This window comes from Pyxidicoccus sp. MSG2 (assembly GCF_026626705.1).
Classification (GTDB): domain Bacteria; phylum Myxococcota; class Myxococcia; order Myxococcales; family Myxococcaceae; genus Myxococcus.
On record NZ_JAPNKC010000001.1, the window covers coordinates 4552188 to 4569711 of the forward strand.

The following is a 17524-nucleotide window of genomic DNA, read 5'->3' on the forward strand; positions in this document are numbered from 1 at the left end:
TTGCTCGGGACCGCCGCATCCGGCGCGGCGGCCTCATGGCCCTTCATAGCCAGGACACCGGGACTCAGCCAACGGCTCACGCCTCGGGCGCGGGCTCCTCGGGCGTCTCCGGCGTGGTGCCGTGCCGGCGCCGCCAGCGCTCCACCATCAGCAGCAGCGACGGGAAGCCCAGCAGCACGATGACCATGTTGATGCCGAAGCCCAGGTTGGCCAGGTCACCAATCGAGTTGAGGCCCGGGTGCTTCGCGAGAATCAGCGCCACGAAGCCAATCGCGCTCGTCAGCAGGCCGCCCGTAATCGCCCGGCCCGTCTCGCCATACACGGAGATGAAGTCCGCGCCCGGCTCGCCCAGCCGCTGCACCAGGTGCACGCCCGCGTCCACCGTGGTGCCAATCAGCACCGGCAGCACCATGATGTTCAGGTAGTTGAACTGCAGGCCCAGCACCGACATCAGGCCCACCAGCCCGATGACGGACAGCAGCGTGGGCAGCATGCAGATGAGCGCCGTGCGCAGCTTGCCCAGCGTCAGCCACATCGCCGCGAGCACGCTCAGCACCGCCGCCACCAGGATGCGCGGACCCTCGCGCGACACCATGTCCAGGATGTCCGCCAGGATGAGCGCCTCGCCCGCCGCGGACACCTGGCTGCCGTCCGGCATCTGCAGGCCGCGCACCTCCTTCGCGAAGCGCCGCGTGCCCTCACCGTCCGACAGACTCACGCCGCCCGCATACACCAGCACCACGCCGCCCGTGCTCCCATCCAGGCTCTCGAACTGGTGGCGCACGCTCGTGGGCAGCTGCTCCTGCGTGAAGGGCTTCGCCGCCGCCATGTGCAGCGCCCGCGTCAGCGTGGCGCGCGTGTCCTGGGGCAGCCGCTCCGGGTCCAGCTTGCCCAGCCTGGACGCAATCGCCTGGAGCACCTGCTGCTTCTCCGGCTGCTGCCGCGGCACCAGGTCCTCCAGCGCACCCACGAAGTCGATGGTGGAGTCCTTGCCCCGCGCCGCCTTGCGCGCCTCCAACTGGCGCACCACCTCGCGCTCCATGTCCAGCGAGTCCGTCAGCACCACCACCGGCGTCTGCGAGTAGCCGAGAATGTTGTTCACCTTCTGGTCCAGCACCGCCGACGCCTGCTTGTAGTCCTCCAGCGAGCGCGAGTCGTAGTTGAAGGACACGCGGTACGCCTGTGACACGAGCACCATCACGCCCGCGCCCACCACCAGCCCCACGCCCCGGTACGAGCGCGGCAGCCACCGCGCCAGCAGCCCCAGCGGCCCCGCCGAGCTCTCGTGCACCCGCGGCGTCCACCCGAAGCGCGACGCCAGCCCCAGCAGCGCCGGCAGGATGAGCACGTACGAGAACACGCTCACCAGCATGCCCACCGCGGCAATGACACCGAACTCACGGAACGCTCGGAACTCCGACATGGCCAGCGAGAGGAACGTCAGCGCCGCCACCATCGCGGAGATGAGCGCGGAGAAGCCGGTGTGCCGGAAGGACTCCGCCACCGCCGCCTCGGACGTCATCCCCTCCGAGCGCAGCGTGCCGTAGCGCCCCAACAGGTGGATGCCGTGCTCCACGCCCAGGCCGCCCAGCACCGCCGCGAGGAAGCCCGTGAGCAGATTCACCTGCCCGTACGCCAGCCCCACGTAGCCGTACGTCCACGCCAGGCCCGCGAGCACCGGCGCCATGGTGAGTCCCACCGCCAGCGCGCTGCGGAAGTGGAAGGCCAGGTAGGCCAGCAGCAGCACCATGGCCAGCGTGGACGCGCTCGCGAGGTCACTGACGATGACGCGCTGCTGGTCGATCTTCTTCTTGAAGGTGCCCGTCACCGCCGTCTTGAAGCCCGGCCCGTACTTCGACAGGTCCTGCTTCGCCAGGAAGTCCTCCACCTGGCCCACCACCTTCTTCGAGTAGTTCAGGTCGGCGGCGCTGCCCCGGGGCTTCGCCATCAGCACCACCATGCGCTCCGTCGTGTCCAGGTAGTACAGGTCTCCCTGGCCGGAGAGGCGCTGGTTGGCGCGGCCGGTGTACTTCTGCTCGATGTCGGTGAAGTCCACGGACGGCGGAGGCGCGTCATCCAGCCGCACGAAGAGCGGGTTGGCCTGCTCCTTCTCCCAGGTGATGCGCGCGTCGATGCGCTCCTGGATGGTCTTCAGGTCCGGCAGGTCGACGTAGTACAGCGCGTGCTCGTCGAAGAAGGCGCTCGGCCGCTGGTGCGACACGTAGCGGATCTCCGACAGCTCCCCCAGCTTGGGCGCCAGGTCGTCCGCGAAGCGCTTGAGGGCCTCGGGCTCCGCGCCCATGCCCACCACCACCACGTTGCCCTGGCCACCGAAGCGCTTGCGCAGCTTGTCGATGTCCTGCACGGACGGGAAGTTCTTGGGCAGCAGGCCCACGAAGTCCGCGTTCAGCGACAGCGTCCGAGCGAAGAAGAGCCCCGCCACCGTCAGCACCAGCGTCAACAGCAGGGCCTGAAGGGGCCGCCGGTGGTTCCGTGCGGCCAGGCGACCCATCGCCCCCTCGAACCGCTCCGACCAACGCTTCTCATCCATGTTGCGACACCCGCTGTGTTGACTGGGCAAACGCTACCCACCTTGGGCACGCGCAAACCGTCGAGTCAACGCGTTTATGCCGGAAGGCGGAAAGTAAGGTAACGAATTACCTGCCCTCTGTAACAAGGGTTTCACGGGGACGCCCGCCCGTCTGTCCGGCGATTTCGGGCCTGGAAACGCCCCCTGTGAGCCGCGTGAATCCCGTCCATGAGCGGGGCCCGCGCCGCCCACCCGGAGAGCGGACAGGCAGGCGGCGTGGGACTGCATGGCCTCTCGGGAGTGGGCACGTTGCCCCCCGACATGGGGCCCACGCCAGCGGGCACCCGGGGGAGGGGAAGCCGCTCCGTCCTCCGTACCACCGGGTGGGCCGGTGGGCCGGACGGCGGACCCTGGCGAGCGATGGAACCGGACTCGACGACGTCGTCACACGGGGAGCGCAGGTGGATGGTGCGTGTGGAGCGCACCCTGGGCGCCGTGGCCGCCCACAACCACCGCAGGCCCGCGCTGGCTTTGCTGCTGGCGGTGGTGCTGGCCGCGGTGGGCGCCTTCTTCGCCAAGGACCTGCGCCTCAACGCCAACCTGGTGGACCTGCTGCCGAAGTCGTTCGAGAGCGTGCAGGACCTGCACGCGCTGGAGCAGCGCTTCGGCGCGCTCGGCTGGGTGGCGGTGGTGGGCGAAGGTGGAAACGCCGAGTCCCTCAAGCGCTTCGCGGATGACCTGGCGCCGAAGTTGGAAGCGCTGCCCGGCATCCGCTTCGTGGAGGTGAAGCGGCCTGGCGCCTTCTTCCGCGACAGGGCGCTCTACTTCCTGTCCGAAGACGACTTGAAGGAAGTCTCCCGCCGGCTGGAGGCGCGCATCACCTGGGAGAAGCAGCGCGCCAATCCCCTCTACGTGGACCTGCTGGACGAGGGGCCGCCGTCGCTGGACTTCTCCGACCTGGAACAGAAGTACGGCGGCAGCGCGGGGCAGCGGCTGACCACCAACGGGGGCGACTACTACCTGGACCCGGACGCGCGCCGCGTGGTGCTGCTGGCCAAGCCGGACACCACCTCCGCGGACCTGGGGTACTCGCGCCGCATCATCGGCGAGGTGCGCACGCTGCTCGACGCGCAGGACGTGTCGAAGTACGGCTCCGACTTCCGCGTCAACATCACCGGCACCTTCCAGAAGAAGCTGGACCAGCAGGCGCAGATTTCGCGCGACATCGCGGTGTCGTCCGCGGTGGCGCTGGCGCTGATGCTCCTCTACCTCCTCTTCCACTTCCGCAGCGCCCTGGCCGTCGGACTGGTGCTGACACCGGTGGGCGCGGGCCTGGCGTGGACGTACGGGCTGGTGGCGGCGGTGTACGGGCAGGTGAATCTGCTCACCGGCTTCCTCGGCGCGATTCTGGGCGGCCTCGGCATCGAGCACGGCATCCACCTGTTGGGACGCTACCTGCACCTGCGCGGCGAGGGCGTGTCCTCGGAAGCTGCCACGCGCGAGTCCTTCACGCACACGGGCGGCGCGGCGCTGGTGTCCGCGCTGGTGGCGGCGCTCACCTTCTTCGTGCTGGGCACCTCGCGCTTCCGCGCGTTCCGTGAGTTCGGCGTCATCGCCGGCGTGGGCATGCTGGTGCTCATCGCCGCGTACGTGCTGGTGCTGCCCGCGCTGCTGGGGCTGGCGTGCCGCTGGAGGTGGCGACCCCGGCTCGCGACCGCCGCGCCCCGCCACTCGCCCATGGGCCGCGTGCTGGTGAAGCACCGGGTGGTCATCACCGCCGTGTCGGCCGTGCTGCTCGCGGGGCTGCTGACGCAGGTGCACAGGCTGGGCTTCGACTACGACTTCCGCTCGCTGGAGGACGAGGGCCTGCCCTCCTTCGTCCTGGACCGCGAGGTCAACCGCATCATCGGCTACTCGCAGACGCCGGTGGTGGTGCTCGCCGACACGCCCCAGCAGGAGCAGGCCATGGTGCACGCGCTCCAGGAGGCGCAGCGCGCACACGGCAAGGACTCCACCATCGACTTCGTGGCCTCGCTGTCGTCGCTCGTCCCGGCGGACCAGCAGGCGAAGCAGGCCGTGCTCCAAAGCCTGTCGAAGCAGCTGGAGGACGTCCCGGAGGAGCGCCTGTCGCCACAGCAGCGCGAGCAACTGGCGTCCCTGCGCCGCGAGGTCAAGGCGCAGCCCTTCACGCAGGAGGATCTCCCGGCCAGCGTGCGGCAGCAGTTCGAGAGCCGGCAGGGCGGCGCGGGCGGCTTCGTCATGGTGTACCCGTCGGTGAGCCTGTCGGACGGGAAGGCCGTCCGCGCGCTGGCGCGAGAGGTGCGCGGCGTGGACCCCGAGGGCGTCCAGCGCAGCCCCATCGCGGGTGAGGCGATGGTGATGGCGGACATCCTGGACATGGTGACGCACGAGGGGCCGCTCATCCTCGGCGGCGCGACGCTGGCGGTGCTGCTGGCCATGTGGGCCACGCTGGGCGGGCTGCGCATGGCGCTGTTGTGCCTGGCGCCCACGGTGGTGTCGCTGCTGGCGCTGGTGGGGTTGATGCCGCTGATGGGGGTGGAGTTCAACTACCTCAACATCCTCGTCGTCCCGGTGCTCATCGGCACCACGGTGGACGCGGGCGTGCACCTGCTGACGCGCCTGTCGTCGCCGAGCAGCGACTTCGTCGCGGTGTACTCGGAGACGGGACGGGCCATCTGCGGCGGCCTGCTGACGAGCGCGATGGGCTTCGGCGCGCTCTTCCTCGCGGACCACCCGGGCCTCAACTCCATTGGCGTGGTGGCCAACCTGGGCTTCGCCAGCAACCTGCTCATCATGCTGGTGGCCTTCCCGGCCCTGCTGCTGGTGCTCTCCGAGCGCCGGCTGCGGCTCCACCGGGCGCGCCGCGCGCAGGAGAAGGAAACGACGGTGGCGGGGCCTCCGGGCCCGAAGCCCGCCACGCACACGAGCTGAAACGCTGAAGGACGCACACCCACGAAGGGAGGCAGCAATGGCGAAGCACATGAAGCGGGGTTGGTTGTGGGCAGGCGCACTGGCGGGGACCCTGGCGCTGGGCACGGCGTGCAGCGCGACGGAGACGCCGGTGACACTGGCGCAGGCGACGCCGAGCACGGGACAGACGGGCACCAGCACGGGTACCGCCACCGGCGTCCCGCCGCAGGACACGACGGCGCCGGGCGCGGCGGGCACTTCGACGGGCACCACCACGGCACCAGGGACGACGGGGACGGGGATGGGCGGCTCGGGTACCGGCGGCACCACGTCGGTGACGGGCACGGACGCGGGTGTGGGCATGGGCGGCTCCGGCTCCGGGACGACGCCGGGGCTGAACCCGAATCCCAGCGACTCGACCAGCACGTTCCAGCCGCCCACCGGTGGCTCCGTCATCGACGCCGGCACCGGGTTCTAGGCGACGGTTGCAACACGCGGCCGCCGGGCGCGCTCCATGCGCCCGGCGGCCTTTGAGTGGACGCCTGGTCGAGGCGCCCCCCTGCACCGCTGGACACCCGCCCCCGCGCCTGCTTTGTCCCTGGGGCCATGTACATCCTCTCGCTGCGCGTGGGCCTGCCCCGCGAGCTGGGCACGGCCACAGCCGCATCGCCGATGGAGCGGCCGTGGACGAGCGCCATCATCAAGGAGCCGGTGCCCGGGCCGCTGTGGCTGTCCCGCACCGGCCTGGCCGGGGACGGGCAGGCGGACCTCACGGTCCACGGCGGCTTCGAGAAGGCCGTGCTCGCCTACCCCTTCTCGCACTACCTCTTCTGGTGCGAGCGCCTGGGGCGCAGCGACGTGGGCGCGGGTGCCTTCGGCGAGAACTGGACCCTCTCCCCCGGCTCGGAGGACACCGTCTGCATCGGTGACGTGCTGCGCGTGGGCGGCGCCCGCGTGCAGGTGTCCCAGCCGCGCCAGCCGTGCTGGAAGCCCGCGCGCCGCTGGGGACGCAAGGACCTGGCGCTGCTCATCCAGGAGACGGGCCGCACCGGCTGGTACTTCCGCGTGCTGGAGGAAGGTCCCGTGAGCGAGGGCGACGCGCTGGAGCTCCTCGAGCGCCCCTTCCCCGCCTTCACCATCGCCTTCGCCAACCACGCCATGCACGGCCACGCGCCAGACGCCGCGGCCGCGCTGGCCGACTGCGAGCTGCTGGCCCCCGGCTGGCGCGAGTCCCTGCGCCGCCGCGCGCGGGGCACCCGGGGTGATGACCGCCCCAGGCTGCAGGGCCCCAACACCGCTGACTGACACACAGAACCGACCCGGGGAGTCACCCCCAGGTCTTGTTCCCAGTGCCACCCCGAAGAGCAGGCAGCCAGAGGAGCGGCCCCTGCACACCGGAATCTGGCTGCTCACGTTCCCCACCAGCAGCAGCCAAGACCCTCACACACTGGGAGAGACCCACATGAAGTTCCTCAAGACCAGCCTCGTCGTTGCTTCTCTGTCCGCCGGCATCCTCGCGCTCGGTACCGGCTGCAAGTCGGACTCGGGCGCCACGAAGGAAGAGCCGACGGCGCCGTCCACCACGGGCGGTGACACCACCGGTACGGGCACCACGGGCGGTGACACCACCGGCACGGGCACCGGTACCACCACCGACCCGGGCACGGGCGGCACGGGCATGGATGACCCGACCATGAGGCCGGAGACGGGCGGCACCGTGGACCCGGGCACCGGCGGCACAGGCACCGGTAGCGACATCAACTCCGGCAGCGTGGACCCGGGCACCGGCCCCGGCACCAGCGGCTCCGGCACCCCTGTGGAGCCGGGCACCGGCAGCACCACGGACCCGGGCACCGGCGGCTCCGGTGACGACCTGAGCACCGAGCCGCGCGACGACACCACGCTGGACCCGGCCGGCACGGGCGGCTCCGGTGACGACATGACGACGCCGGACACCCGCACCTCGCCGGACACGTCCAGCGGCAGCTCCACCGTGCCGGAGTCCGGTACGCGCATCAAGTAGCCCGGCCCGGCGCACATGACTCAATGGACGGTGCCCGCGCAGCTCCTGCGCGGGCATCGCCATTTCCGGGGGGCCGTTGAAAAGACGTGCTGGCGTGCTCACCGCGAAGAGGGAACGCTGTCGCCATGAAACAATACGAGAAGAAGTACGACGCCGAGGGGCGCCCCTATCTGGAGACGTCCCTGCCGGGACTGCTGCTCACCCGCCTCCCGCTGCTCAACAAGGGCACGTCCTTCACGCGTGAGGAGCGCGAGGCCTTCGGCCTGCTGGGCCTGCTGCCCACGCACGTCTCCTCGCTGGAAGAGCAGGTGACGCGCGCCTACGCCAACTTCAAGTCCTTCAAGACGGACCTGGAGAAGCACGTCTTCCTGCGCGCACTGCAGGACCGCAGCGAGGTGCTCTTCTACGCGCTGCTCGACACGCACATCCAGGAGATGATGCCCATCATCTACACGCCCACGGTGGCGCAGGCGGTGGAGCAGTTCAGCCGCATCTACCGCTTCCCGCGCGGGCTCGTCGTCAACCCGGAGAACATCGACCGCATCGACTCGCTGCTGGAGGAGACGCCCTTCCCGGACGTGCAGCTCATCGTCGCCACGGACAACGAGGGCATCCTCGGCATTGGCGACCAGGGCTTCGGCGGGCTGGCCATCTGCATCGGCAAGCTGTCGCTGTACACGGCGGCCGCGGGCATCGACCCCGCCGTGACGCTGCCCGTGGAGCTGGACGTGGGCACCAACCGGCAGGACCTGCTGGACGACCCGCTGTACCTCGGCGTGCGGATGAAGCGCCTGGAGGGCCAGGCCTACGACGACTTCATCCACCGCTTCGTCACCGCGCTCCAGCGCCGCTTCCCGCGCGTGCTGTTGCAGTGGGAGGACTTCAGCAAGCAGAAGGCCTTCGACGTGCTGGAGCGCTACCAGGACGTGCTGCCCTCGCTCAACGACGACATCCAGGGCACGGGCGCGGTGGTGCTCGCGGGCCTGCTCGCGGCGTCCCGGCGCAGCCAGCAGCCGCTGACGCAGCAGACCTTCGTCATCCACGGCGCGGGCGCGGGCGGCGTGGGCGTGGCGCGGCAAATCGTGCGCGGCCTCCAGCTCCAGGGACTGAGCGCGCAGGCCGCGCGCGAGCGCATCTTCCTCATCGACTCCAAGGGGCTCATCCTCAAGGACCGCAAGGGGCTGGAGCCCTACAAGCGCGAATTGGCCCAGGAGCCGTCGCGCGTGGCGGGCTGGAAGGTGCAGGGCGCCATTCCCTCGCTGCTGGAGACGGTGCGCGAGGCGAAGGTGACGGTGCTGCTCGGGCTGTCCGGCCAGCGTGGCGCGTTCGGCGAGGAAGTCGTTCGCGAGGTGGCGAAGAACACGCCGTACCCGGTGGTGTTCGCGCTGTCGAATCCCACGGCCAACAGCGAAGCGGTCCCAGCAGACGTGTACCGCTGGACGGATGGCAGGGCGCTCGTCGCCACCGGCAGTCCCTTCGACGACGTGGAGTACAACGGCGCGCTGTACCCGGTGGGCCAGGGCAACAACGCGTTCATCTTCCCGGGCCTGGGGTTGGGCGTGCTCACCTGCCGCGCGAAGCGGGTGACGGATGGAATGGTCACCGCGGCGGCGCTCGCGCTCGGCGAGTTCGTGGACGCGCAGCGGCTGGCGCAGGGTGGCCTCTACCCGCGCATGGACCGCATCCACACCGCGAGCAAACAGGTAGCCATCGCGGTCATCCGCCAGGCGGTGAAGGAAGGCGTCTGCGGCGAGCCGCTCCCGGAGGACCTGGAGGCGCACCTGGAGCAGCGCATGTGGAAGCCGGTGTTCCTGCCCATCCACAAGGCGCGCTGAAGCCCGCTGGAAACACCTCCGCTCCCCACCCGCGTCCTCATGCGAACGGGTTGGGGAGCGGCCCTCACACGGGCGCTACCGCGCGCTCACTGCACGCTGGTGCCGGGATAGGGGCGGGGCGTTCCCACGGGCTCGATGATGCGTGGGTCCCCGCCGGAGCCGGGGTTGTTGCCGGGACCGCCATCCGGTTGCAGTAACGGCGGAGCGCGGTGCGGGTGGTGCTCTTCGGTGCCGGCGCTGCGGTCGGGCGCGGTGGGCAGGGCTTCCGGTGGAATGTGCAGGACGTCCTTCTTGCTCATGGCAGCCTCCTGCCCCCCAAGCTGCGTGCCCTTTCGTCTCAGGGCACCTGTCGTACCGGGGCCTGCTTGAGTGGCCGCCCTCCCACCTGCCAGGGTCTGTCCATGGCCCTTCGCCCCAGACGCTCCCTGACGCGGCTGTTCCTTGTCGCCACCCTCACCCTCGGCCCGGCGCTCGCGCTTGCCGCGCCACCCCGGGCGTCGTCCTCGAAGCCCAGGGCGCCCGCGCTCGTCCAGGTGAAGGGCACCCGCGTCTCCCTGGCGCCCCCCGAGGGCTTCACCGAGACCACGCGCTACAACGGCTTCCGGCAGAAGGCGACGCTCGCCTCCATCCGGGTGAAGGACTACCCCCTCGGCTCCCCTGACGCCCTGGACCTGACCCTCAAGGGATTCAGCGCGGAGTCGCTCGCGGCCCAGGGTGCGAAGCTGCTGTCCCGCGAGGAGGTGAAGGTGGACGGCCATGCGGGGGTCCTCTTTCACGTCGCACTCTCCTCTGATGGCGTGGACTTCCGCCGGTGCATCCTCGTGCTCGGAGCCACCTCCGCCACGCTGGTGGTCCACGCCACCTGGCGCGAACAGGACTCGAAGGCCCTGCGCAAACCCCTCGAGGCCGCCGTGCGCTCCACGCGCTGGAATCCCGACGCCGAACCCTCGCGCGGGCCCGACCTCTTCACGTTGAAGAAGACCCCCGGCCTGAAGGAGGCCCAGCGGATTCAGAGCGGCCTCGTATACACCCGCGATGGGAAGCCACTCGGGAATCCCCTGACGCAGCCCTTCCTCGCCATCATGCCCTCGATGAGCACGACGGGCCTGGGTGATGACATGTCTGCCCTTGCCCTCTCCCATCTGGAAGGCCTGTCGGGCGCAAAGGCGACCACCGTCGAGTCCAGCACCCCGCTGACGGTAGACGGCCTGAAGGGTCACGAGTTGGTGGCCCGCGCGAAGGACCCCGCCACCCAGCAGGACGTCACGCTGTACCTCGCGGTGCTCATGGACGAGTACCGCTACTTCCTCATCCAGGGCCAGTTGGGTGAAGCAGACCGCGCGGAGTACCTGGCGCACTTCAAGACGATCGTGCGCGGCTTCCAGCGCATCCCCACGGACTGAGAAACCGAGCCCCGCCGTCCGAGCGCCTGCTTGCACGTCTGCAACACGGTTGGACTTGTTTGTTCACGAAGGACAGACAACCCACCGTGCGCTCGTCGCCCCGCCCGCAACTCCGGGCGACGTGGAGGACGGGCGAGCAGGCACTGCGCGTCGGTGGCACCTTCGAGTGAAGACACGCTATCCAACAAGAGGGAACCGAAGCTTGAACTCGGGTGGGGCGACATGAGTGTGAAGCTGCTGCTGGCCGGTCGACGCGACGCGGACGGGAACCCCTTCTCGCCTCCCGAGGCGGGCAAGCCCTGGCTGCGGCGAGCCCTCGCCTGGTTCCACGAGCACGCGGAGGACTGGCTGGAGAGCGCCCGCATGGGCACCGGCCCCCACGGCGCGCCCCTGCTCCGGTTGCGCCTGCATCCGGCCGCCGGTGAGGTGTCCATCCTCGCGGCCAGCGGCGCCCGGGTGGTGATTTCCGCCGAGACGTCCGCGGTGGGCCCCGGCTACCACGTCTTCCTCTGCGACCTGGTGAAGCGCCTCGGCCAGGAGCTCGGTCTCACCTGGGCGGACGCGGACGAGGCGGCCGGCGTGGGCGATCCGACGGGCTACTTCCACACGGGCGACGAGGGCCCGGTGGAGGTCTACATGCTGGCCTCGCTCCAGGAGTCGGTGGCCCAGGTGCTGCGCATGCGCCGTCAGGGAGAGTCCGGCTTCGGACTGTCCATGCGCTTCGGCCACACCTTCGAGCATCCCGGCGCGCTGCTCACCCCGCTGGGCCCCCGTGACGAGCGTTGGCTGCGCAACGTCTACGAGGACCCGCGCCGCGGCATGGACGTGTTCCCCTGGTGGAAGCCGGGCCTCCACGCGCGCACGCGCCTGAGCCGCGCCTTGTGCCGCCTGTGGACGGACGTGGTGTGGCGCCCGCCGCTGCTCGACGAGGAGCGCGCCCTCTTCCGCGACGTGGCCCGCCTGCTGGAGTCCGCCTGGCGCGAGGACCCGTCCCTGCCCTACCCCTGGCGCGAGTGGCAGGAGGTGCTCGGCTACCTGGGCATCGGCGGCACGCTGGCCGAGGAGGTCCGCCGCCGCGCGGCCGGTGTGACGGGAGGTCCGCCCATGGGCTACCGGCGCGGCGCGGTGCAGGTGGCGCTGCCCGAGGGCTGGGAGATTCGCATCCCCGGCTCGCTCGCGGAGGCGCACCTCCAGGACGGCACGTGGGTGGCGAGGGACCACCGCCGCAGCGTGCGCTTCATGCCGCTGGAGGACGGCGCCGAGGAGAGCCTGGCCCCCACCAGCGCCGAGCGCCGCGCGCTGGAGCTGGAGCACCACGGCGAGCGGGTGAGTGGCCGGGCCTCCCTGCACGTGGTGCCGGGCGAGTGCCGGCTGACGGCCCTGTGCAGCTCCGGCAGGCGGCGGGCCCTGTGCGTGGTGAGCTTCGACGACCCGGAGGAGCAGGACTGGGCGCTGGGGACCTGGCGCTCACTGGACCACGCTGTCGCCGCCTGACGGTTGCCGGCCCGGAGGGGCACTCCCACATTCAGCGGGCAATTTCCTTCAGAGGAATCGAGAGCCCGTATGAGTAGGGAGGTCTGGCCGGGCAAGCCCTGGCCACGTGGTGCGACGTTCGACGGCACCGGAGTCAACTTCGCCGTCTTCTCCTCGGTGGCGACCAAGGTGGAGGTCTGTCTCTACGACTCCGCCAACCCATCGAAGGAAACCGACCGCTTCGAGCTGCACGAGGTGACGGACAACGTCTTCCACGGCTACGTGCCGGGCCTGGAGCCGGGGACGCTGTATGGCCTGCGCGTGCACGGCCCGTACGAGCCGACCAGGGGACATCGTTGCAACCCCCACAAGCTGCTGGTGGACCCGTACGCCAAGGCGCTCTACGGCGACGTGGACTGGCGCCAGCCCGTCTTCGGCTATCCGCTGGGCAACGCGCAGCAGGACCTGGCGAAGGACGAGCGGGACAGCGCCGCCGGCATGCCCAAGAGCGTGGTGGTGAGCGACTTCTTCGACTGGGGCAATGACAGACGTCCGGACGTGCCCTGGCGCAAGACGGTGCTGTACGAGGCCCACGTGCGCGGCCTCACCATGCGCCACCCCGGCGTGCCCGAGCACCTGCGCGGCACCTACGCGGGCCTGGGCTCGCCGGCCGTCATCGACCACCTGAAGGCGCTGGGCGTCACGTCGGTGGAGCTCCTGCCGGTGCACGCCTTCGCGGACGACTCGTTCCTCAACGACAAGAAGCTGTCCAACTTCTGGGGCTACAACACCCTCGGCTACTTCGCGCCGGAGCAGTACTACGCCAGCCGCAAGACGCCCGGCGCCGCGGTGGCCGAGTTCAAGGCCATGGTGAGGGACCTGCACGCGGCCGGCATCGAGGTCATCCTCGACGTCGTCTACAACCACACGTGCGAGGGCAACCACCTGGGGCCCACGCTGTCGCTCAAGGGCATCGACAACGCGGCCTACTACTGGCTCATGCCAGAGAAGCGCCACTATCTGGACTTCACCGGGTGCGGCAACAGCGTCAACGCGTCCAACCCGAATACGGCGCGGCTGATTATCGACAGCCTGCGCTACTGGGTGAACGAGATGCACGTGGACGGGTTCCGCTTCGACCTGGCCCCGGTGCTCGGGCGCACGGGCGAGGGCGGCTTCGACCGGAACTCGGCGCTGTTCCAAATCATCCACCAGGACCCGGTGCTGGCGCGCACGAAGCTGATTGCGGAGCCGTGGGACGTGGGGCTCGGCGGCTACCAGGTGGGCGGCTTCCCCGCGCCGTGGCGCGAGTGGAACGGCAAGTACCGGGACGCGCTGCGCCGCTACTGGAAGGGCGACGAGAATCTCGCGGGCGAGATGGGCTACCGGCTCACGGGCAACGCGGACCTGTACGCGGAGGCGCGGCGCAAGCCGCAGGCGAGCATCAACTTCGTCACCGCGCACGACGGCTTCACGCTGCACGACCTGGTGACGTACAGCCACAAGCACAACGAGGCCAACGGCGAGCACAACCGCGACGGCGCGGACGACAACCAGTCCTGGAACTGCGGCGTGGAGGGCGAGACGGACAAGGCCGACGTCGTGGCCCTGCGCGAGCGGCAGAAGCGCAACCTCCTGGCGTCCCTCTTCCTGTCCACCGGCGTCCCGATGATTGTCGCGGGCGACGAGATGGGCCGCACGCAGAAGGGCAACAACAACGCGTACTGCCAGGACAACGACTTGTCCTACGTGGACTGGAATCTGGACGAGCGGCGCCAGAAGCTGCTCGCCTTCACGCGCAAGCTCATCCAGTTCCGGCACGGGCAGCCGGTGTTGCAGCGCCGCCGCTTCTTCAAGGGCGCGCACCTGTGGGACTCGGAGCACAAGGATTTGACGTGGTTCCGGCCGGACGGGACGGAGATGGGCGCGGACGACTGGCAGAAGCCCTTCACGCGCTCGCTGGCGTTCCTCCTGGGAGGCGACGCGATTCCGACACCGGACGAGCGCGGACAGCGCATCTACGGCGACGCGCTGCTGGTGCTGCTCAACTCGCACCACGAGCCGGTGTCCTTCAAGCTGCCTCCGGCGGCCGCCGGGCAGCGGTGGGAATTGGAGCTGTACACGGCGGATGACCAGCGTGGCGGAGAGCCGGCGCCCGGGAAGTTCGAGGCGACGGGCCGCTCGCTCGCGGTGTTCCGGCAGGTGGGAGGCTGAGCGGAGACACAGCGGCGCGTCCCTCGGTGAGGGGCGCGCCGCGTCGTGGTAGCGTTCCGCGCGGGTTGCCAGAGGGGGCACACGCGGCATGTCGATGATTCAGTTCACCCGGAACTACACGGACCGCTCGAACGACTACGGCTTCCAGTTCGAGTTCTTCTGCGACAAGTGCGGCAACGGGCACATGTCGCCGTTCATCGCGAGCAAGGTGGGCGTGGCCACGGGGATTCTCCGCGCGGCGGGCTCGTTCTTCGGCGGGACGATTGGGCGCGCGGCGCACGCGGGCACGCACCTGAAGGACGCGCTGCGCGGCCAGGGCTGGGACGAGGCCTACGCGGAGGCGGTGGAGGAAGGGCGCAAGCACTTCAAGAACTGCACGCGGTGCGGGAAGTGGGTGTGTCCGAAGTCGTGCTGGAACGAGACGCGCAGCCTGTGTGAGGCGTGTGCGCCGGACCTCGCGGAGGAGGCGGCCTCCATCCAGGCGCACGTGGCGGTGGAGCAGGCGCGGGAGAAGGCGCGCAAGGTGGACCAGGTCGCGTCGCTCGACGTGACGGCGACGCGCGTGGCGGCCTGCCCGCACTGCAGTGCGAAGGTGGAGGGCGGGAAGTTCTGCCTCGAGTGCGGCAAGCCACTGGCGGTGCAGAAGGTGGGCTGCGGCAAGTGCGGTCAGGAGATTCCCGAGCGCGCGAAGTTCTGCCCGGAGTGCGGCACGCCCCGGAGCGGGTGAGCGGCCCGGGGCTCGCGTGGGTTCTTCGCCATGCGGGCCCTCGTCCTGCGTAGGCTTGCGGCCACCATGTCCCGGGACGCGCAGGAAGAGGGAGTGCGGCAGGTGTACGGGGAGATTGCGCCGGCCTACGAGGCGCTGTTCCCCGTGCTGCACCGGTACGAGGACCGGGTGGAGCGCTTCCTCGCGGACGCGGTGAAGCCCGGGTGCCGGGTGCTCGACGTGGGCTGCGGGCCCGGGCTGCACACGCGGGGACTGGACGCCTCCGTGGACGTGGTGGGCACGGACCTGTCACCGGAGATGTTGGACCTGGCGCGGCGTGCACGGCCCGAAGGCGCGTGGCACCTGCACAGCTATCACCAGCCCTTCCCTGCCGAGTGGGGCCGCTTCCACGTCGCGCTGGCCATTGGCTGCCTGGACTTCTGCGAGGACCTGCCGCGCGTACTGGGCCACCTCGCCGCGGCGCTGGAGCCGGGAGGGCGGATGCTCTTCACGGTGCTGGAGCGGCGGCCCGGGCTCGCGGGACACGAAGCGTCCACGCGTGAGGTCCAGACGGCGGGCCCCTCCGTGGCGCTGCACCTGTACTCGTTCGAGGAGACGGCTCGAGCGATGACGGGCGCGGGGCTGCTGCCCCGGGTGTACGCGCACGCGCCCGGCTGGGTCCACCTCACCGAGCAGCGGACGATGTGGTTCGGCTGGTGGGACGTGGAGCGGCGGTAGGTAGACACCTCCGTCCCGCCTCACCTCACGGAGCCGGCCTCACCGCGGAGGGACGGGGACGCGGAGGCGCGGGGACACTGCTCGTGAAGTCCGGCAGGCACCCCCACGTCTGGAGGTCTTCCGTCACCGTCGTGCAGAGCCAGCCCTGGGGGCAGGTGCTCAGGTCCTGGGGGTCGCACTTCGCATAACACGCGCTTCCCGTGGGCCCGCCCATCCCGCACACCTGCGCTCCGGAGCAACTGTCCGTCTTCCAGGAATCACAGGCCGCCGCGCAGAACCGGCCCGCGTGTCCGACACGCCCCCGGACGATACAGTTCTCTCCCTGCGCACAGGGCTTCTCGTCGGAGCACTCGTCCACGACGAGGTTCAGGCACTGGTGGACGCCGCCGTTGAGCGCAGCGCATTGCTTGCCCGTGGGGCATCCTTGTCCCCGGCAATCCGAAACGCAGGCCGCGCCACTGGGGCTTTCCTCGCAGCTGTATCCCTCCGGGCACGCCTCCGGCTCCCCTGGAGTGCAGGGCGGTCCACAGCGGTGGTTGATGCAGAGCAGCCCCTCCCCGCACGCCTCCTCGCGAGTCGCGGGCCACCGGCTGCAGGACTCCCCCGCGAGGCGGACTCCCGCCAGCAGGCACCGGCGAATCACGGGCCCCGGAGCACCTCCCGCGGCGACACGACAGACAGAGCCGGGGAAGCAACCTGAATCATTCTCGCACTCGCTGGCGGCGCACTCGAAGGTGCCCTTGCCAAAATTGATGATGCACCCCTGCCCCGCGGGGCATTCACTGTCCGTCGTGCACTCGCCACAGCGGAAGGTGCCTCCGTCGGAGGAGCAGTTCATCAGGTTGGCGGGGCGCGGCCCCTTGTGCCCATCCAGCAGCGTGGCGAGTTCCTCGGACGCGCCTTCGCGCTCGCCAAGGAGGGTATTGGAAGAAGTCCGCACCCCCTCCGCCCGCGAGGAGGCGTAGCGCACGTCCGTGCCGACGTGGGACTGCGTGAAGCCGGAGCCGTTGACGGCGGCCTGGTAGCCCACCCTGGAGACGGTGGCGGGTGGTGTCTCCTGGGAGGGTGTCTCCGCCGTGGCGCCGGGGGGACAGACCTCGGGCTCACGCGAACCGAACCAGTGGGTGGCCAGGAACCATGACAGGGCCGTGACCGCGGCGAAGACGACGACCGGCGCGGCGAAAGCCCTGAGGAGACGGATGGCCACTTGCATGACGCGCGCTCGGTACAGCGGCGTTAGCAGGACCAGCAGCAGTAGCCGGTGCTGCCATTCGGCAGGCACGTACAGGGGCCGCAGCACGCCGCTTCACGTATCTGCGCGTATGCGGTGCCCGCGCCCAGCGCGGCGGCAGTCCCAACAATCAGCACCCAACGACGCAGTTGAGTCTTGAGCGTTGCCATCTGTTCATCCCCACTTGCGGCACAGCCTTTGAAGGAACTTCAGATCACGAACTTTCGACCATCCACGAATCCCCGTCAATACCAGCAATTCAGGAAATAGACTTGGGAGGTCGTTCGACTCAAAGCCCCTCAGCATGACCTATGAGGTAACACGTCAGGTCGGTGCGGGTAAATCCCTCCCGAGAGGTATGCCGCATCCTGTGCAAGGCCCGGAATTCCAGCAACGCACGCGAGGGAAGGGGGAAGGTGCTCGCGCCGACAAAGGGCGGG

At 70.0% G+C, this 17524-nt stretch carries 13 protein-coding genes; 10 read left to right on the top strand and 3 right to left on the bottom strand.

Annotated features, from left to right (window positions below; genetic code table 11):
* Nucleotides 1–76: 76 nt before the first annotated feature.
* Nucleotides 77–2551 carry an efflux RND transporter permease subunit gene (locus tag OV427_RS17435; RefSeq protein ID WP_267857252.1) on the bottom strand — a complete coding sequence of 825 codons (2475 nt, stop codon included), beginning with the start codon at nt 2549–2551 and terminating at the stop codon, nt 77–79.
* A gap of 444 nt (nt 2552–2995) precedes the next feature.
* On the opposite strand from OV427_RS17435, the gene OV427_RS17440 reads away from it, so the two are divergent.
* The 5 genes from OV427_RS17440 to OV427_RS17460 all read left to right on the top strand — a co-directional run bounded on the left by OV427_RS17440 (nt 2996) and on the right by OV427_RS17460 (nt 9319).
* On the top strand, nt 2996–5482 hold the full coding sequence (locus tag OV427_RS17440; protein WP_267857253.1) for an efflux RND transporter permease subunit: 2487 nt from the start codon (nt 2996–2998) through the stop codon (nt 5480–5482).
* A gap of 37 nt (nt 5483–5519) precedes the next feature.
* Nucleotides 5520–5939: an Erp protein gene (locus OV427_RS17445; protein WP_267857254.1), complete on the top strand. Its 420-nt coding sequence runs from the start codon at nt 5520–5522 to the stop codon at nt 5937–5939.
* 128 nt (nt 5940–6067) lie between these two features.
* Nucleotides 6068–6766: an MOSC domain-containing protein gene (locus OV427_RS17450; protein ID WP_267857255.1), complete on the top strand. Its 699-nt coding sequence runs from the start codon at nt 6068–6070 to the stop codon at nt 6764–6766.
* Nucleotides 6767–6923: 157 nt separating this feature from the next.
* On the top strand, nt 6924–7484 hold the full coding sequence (locus OV427_RS17455; protein WP_267857256.1) for a hypothetical protein: 561 nt from the start codon (nt 6924–6926) through the stop codon (nt 7482–7484).
* Nucleotides 7485–7609: 125 nt separating this feature from the next.
* Complete coding sequence (locus tag OV427_RS17460; protein ID WP_267857257.1) at nt 7610–9319, top strand: NAD-dependent malic enzyme; 1710 nt, start codon at nt 7610–7612, stop codon at nt 9317–9319.
* An 86-nt stretch (nt 9320–9405) separates the two neighbouring features.
* Here the strand turns inward: OV427_RS17460 and OV427_RS17465 are convergent, their stop codons facing one another.
* Complete coding sequence (locus OV427_RS17465) at nt 9406–9618, bottom strand: hypothetical protein (protein WP_267857258.1); 213 nt, start codon at nt 9616–9618, stop codon at nt 9406–9408.
* Nucleotides 9619–9720: 102 nt separating this feature from the next.
* Between OV427_RS17465 and OV427_RS17470 the strand changes: the two genes are divergently transcribed.
* The 5 genes from OV427_RS17470 (at nt 9721) to OV427_RS17490 (ending at nt 15853) form a co-directional block, all read left to right on the top strand.
* Nucleotides 9721–10722: a hypothetical protein gene (locus OV427_RS17470; RefSeq protein WP_267857259.1), complete on the top strand. Its 1002-nt coding sequence runs from the start codon at nt 9721–9723 to the stop codon at nt 10720–10722.
* A gap of 222 nt (nt 10723–10944) precedes the next feature.
* Nucleotides 10945–12216, top strand: coding sequence for a hypothetical protein (locus OV427_RS17475; RefSeq protein WP_267857260.1), 1272 nt, complete (start codon nt 10945–10947; stop codon nt 12214–12216).
* 69 nt (nt 12217–12285) lie between these two features.
* Complete coding sequence (glgX, locus tag OV427_RS17480; protein ID WP_267857261.1) at nt 12286–14409, top strand: glycogen debranching protein GlgX; 2124 nt, start codon at nt 12286–12288, stop codon at nt 14407–14409.
* A gap of 88 nt (nt 14410–14497) precedes the next feature.
* Nucleotides 14498–15136 carry a zinc ribbon domain-containing protein gene (locus OV427_RS17485; RefSeq protein ID WP_267857262.1) on the top strand — a complete coding sequence of 213 codons (639 nt, stop codon included), beginning with the start codon at nt 14498–14500 and terminating at the stop codon, nt 15134–15136.
* A 66-nt stretch (nt 15137–15202) separates the two neighbouring features.
* Nucleotides 15203–15853 (top strand): class I SAM-dependent methyltransferase, encoded by a 651-nt coding sequence (locus OV427_RS17490; protein ID WP_267863438.1) that lies wholly within the window; start codon nt 15203–15205, stop codon nt 15851–15853.
* Between the two features lie 25 nt (nt 15854–15878).
* Here the strand turns inward: OV427_RS17490 and OV427_RS17495 are convergent, their stop codons facing one another.
* Nucleotides 15879–17066 (bottom strand): hypothetical protein, encoded by a 1188-nt coding sequence (locus OV427_RS17495; protein ID WP_267857263.1) that lies wholly within the window; start codon nt 17064–17066, stop codon nt 15879–15881.
* Nucleotides 17067–17524 lie beyond the last annotated feature (458 nt).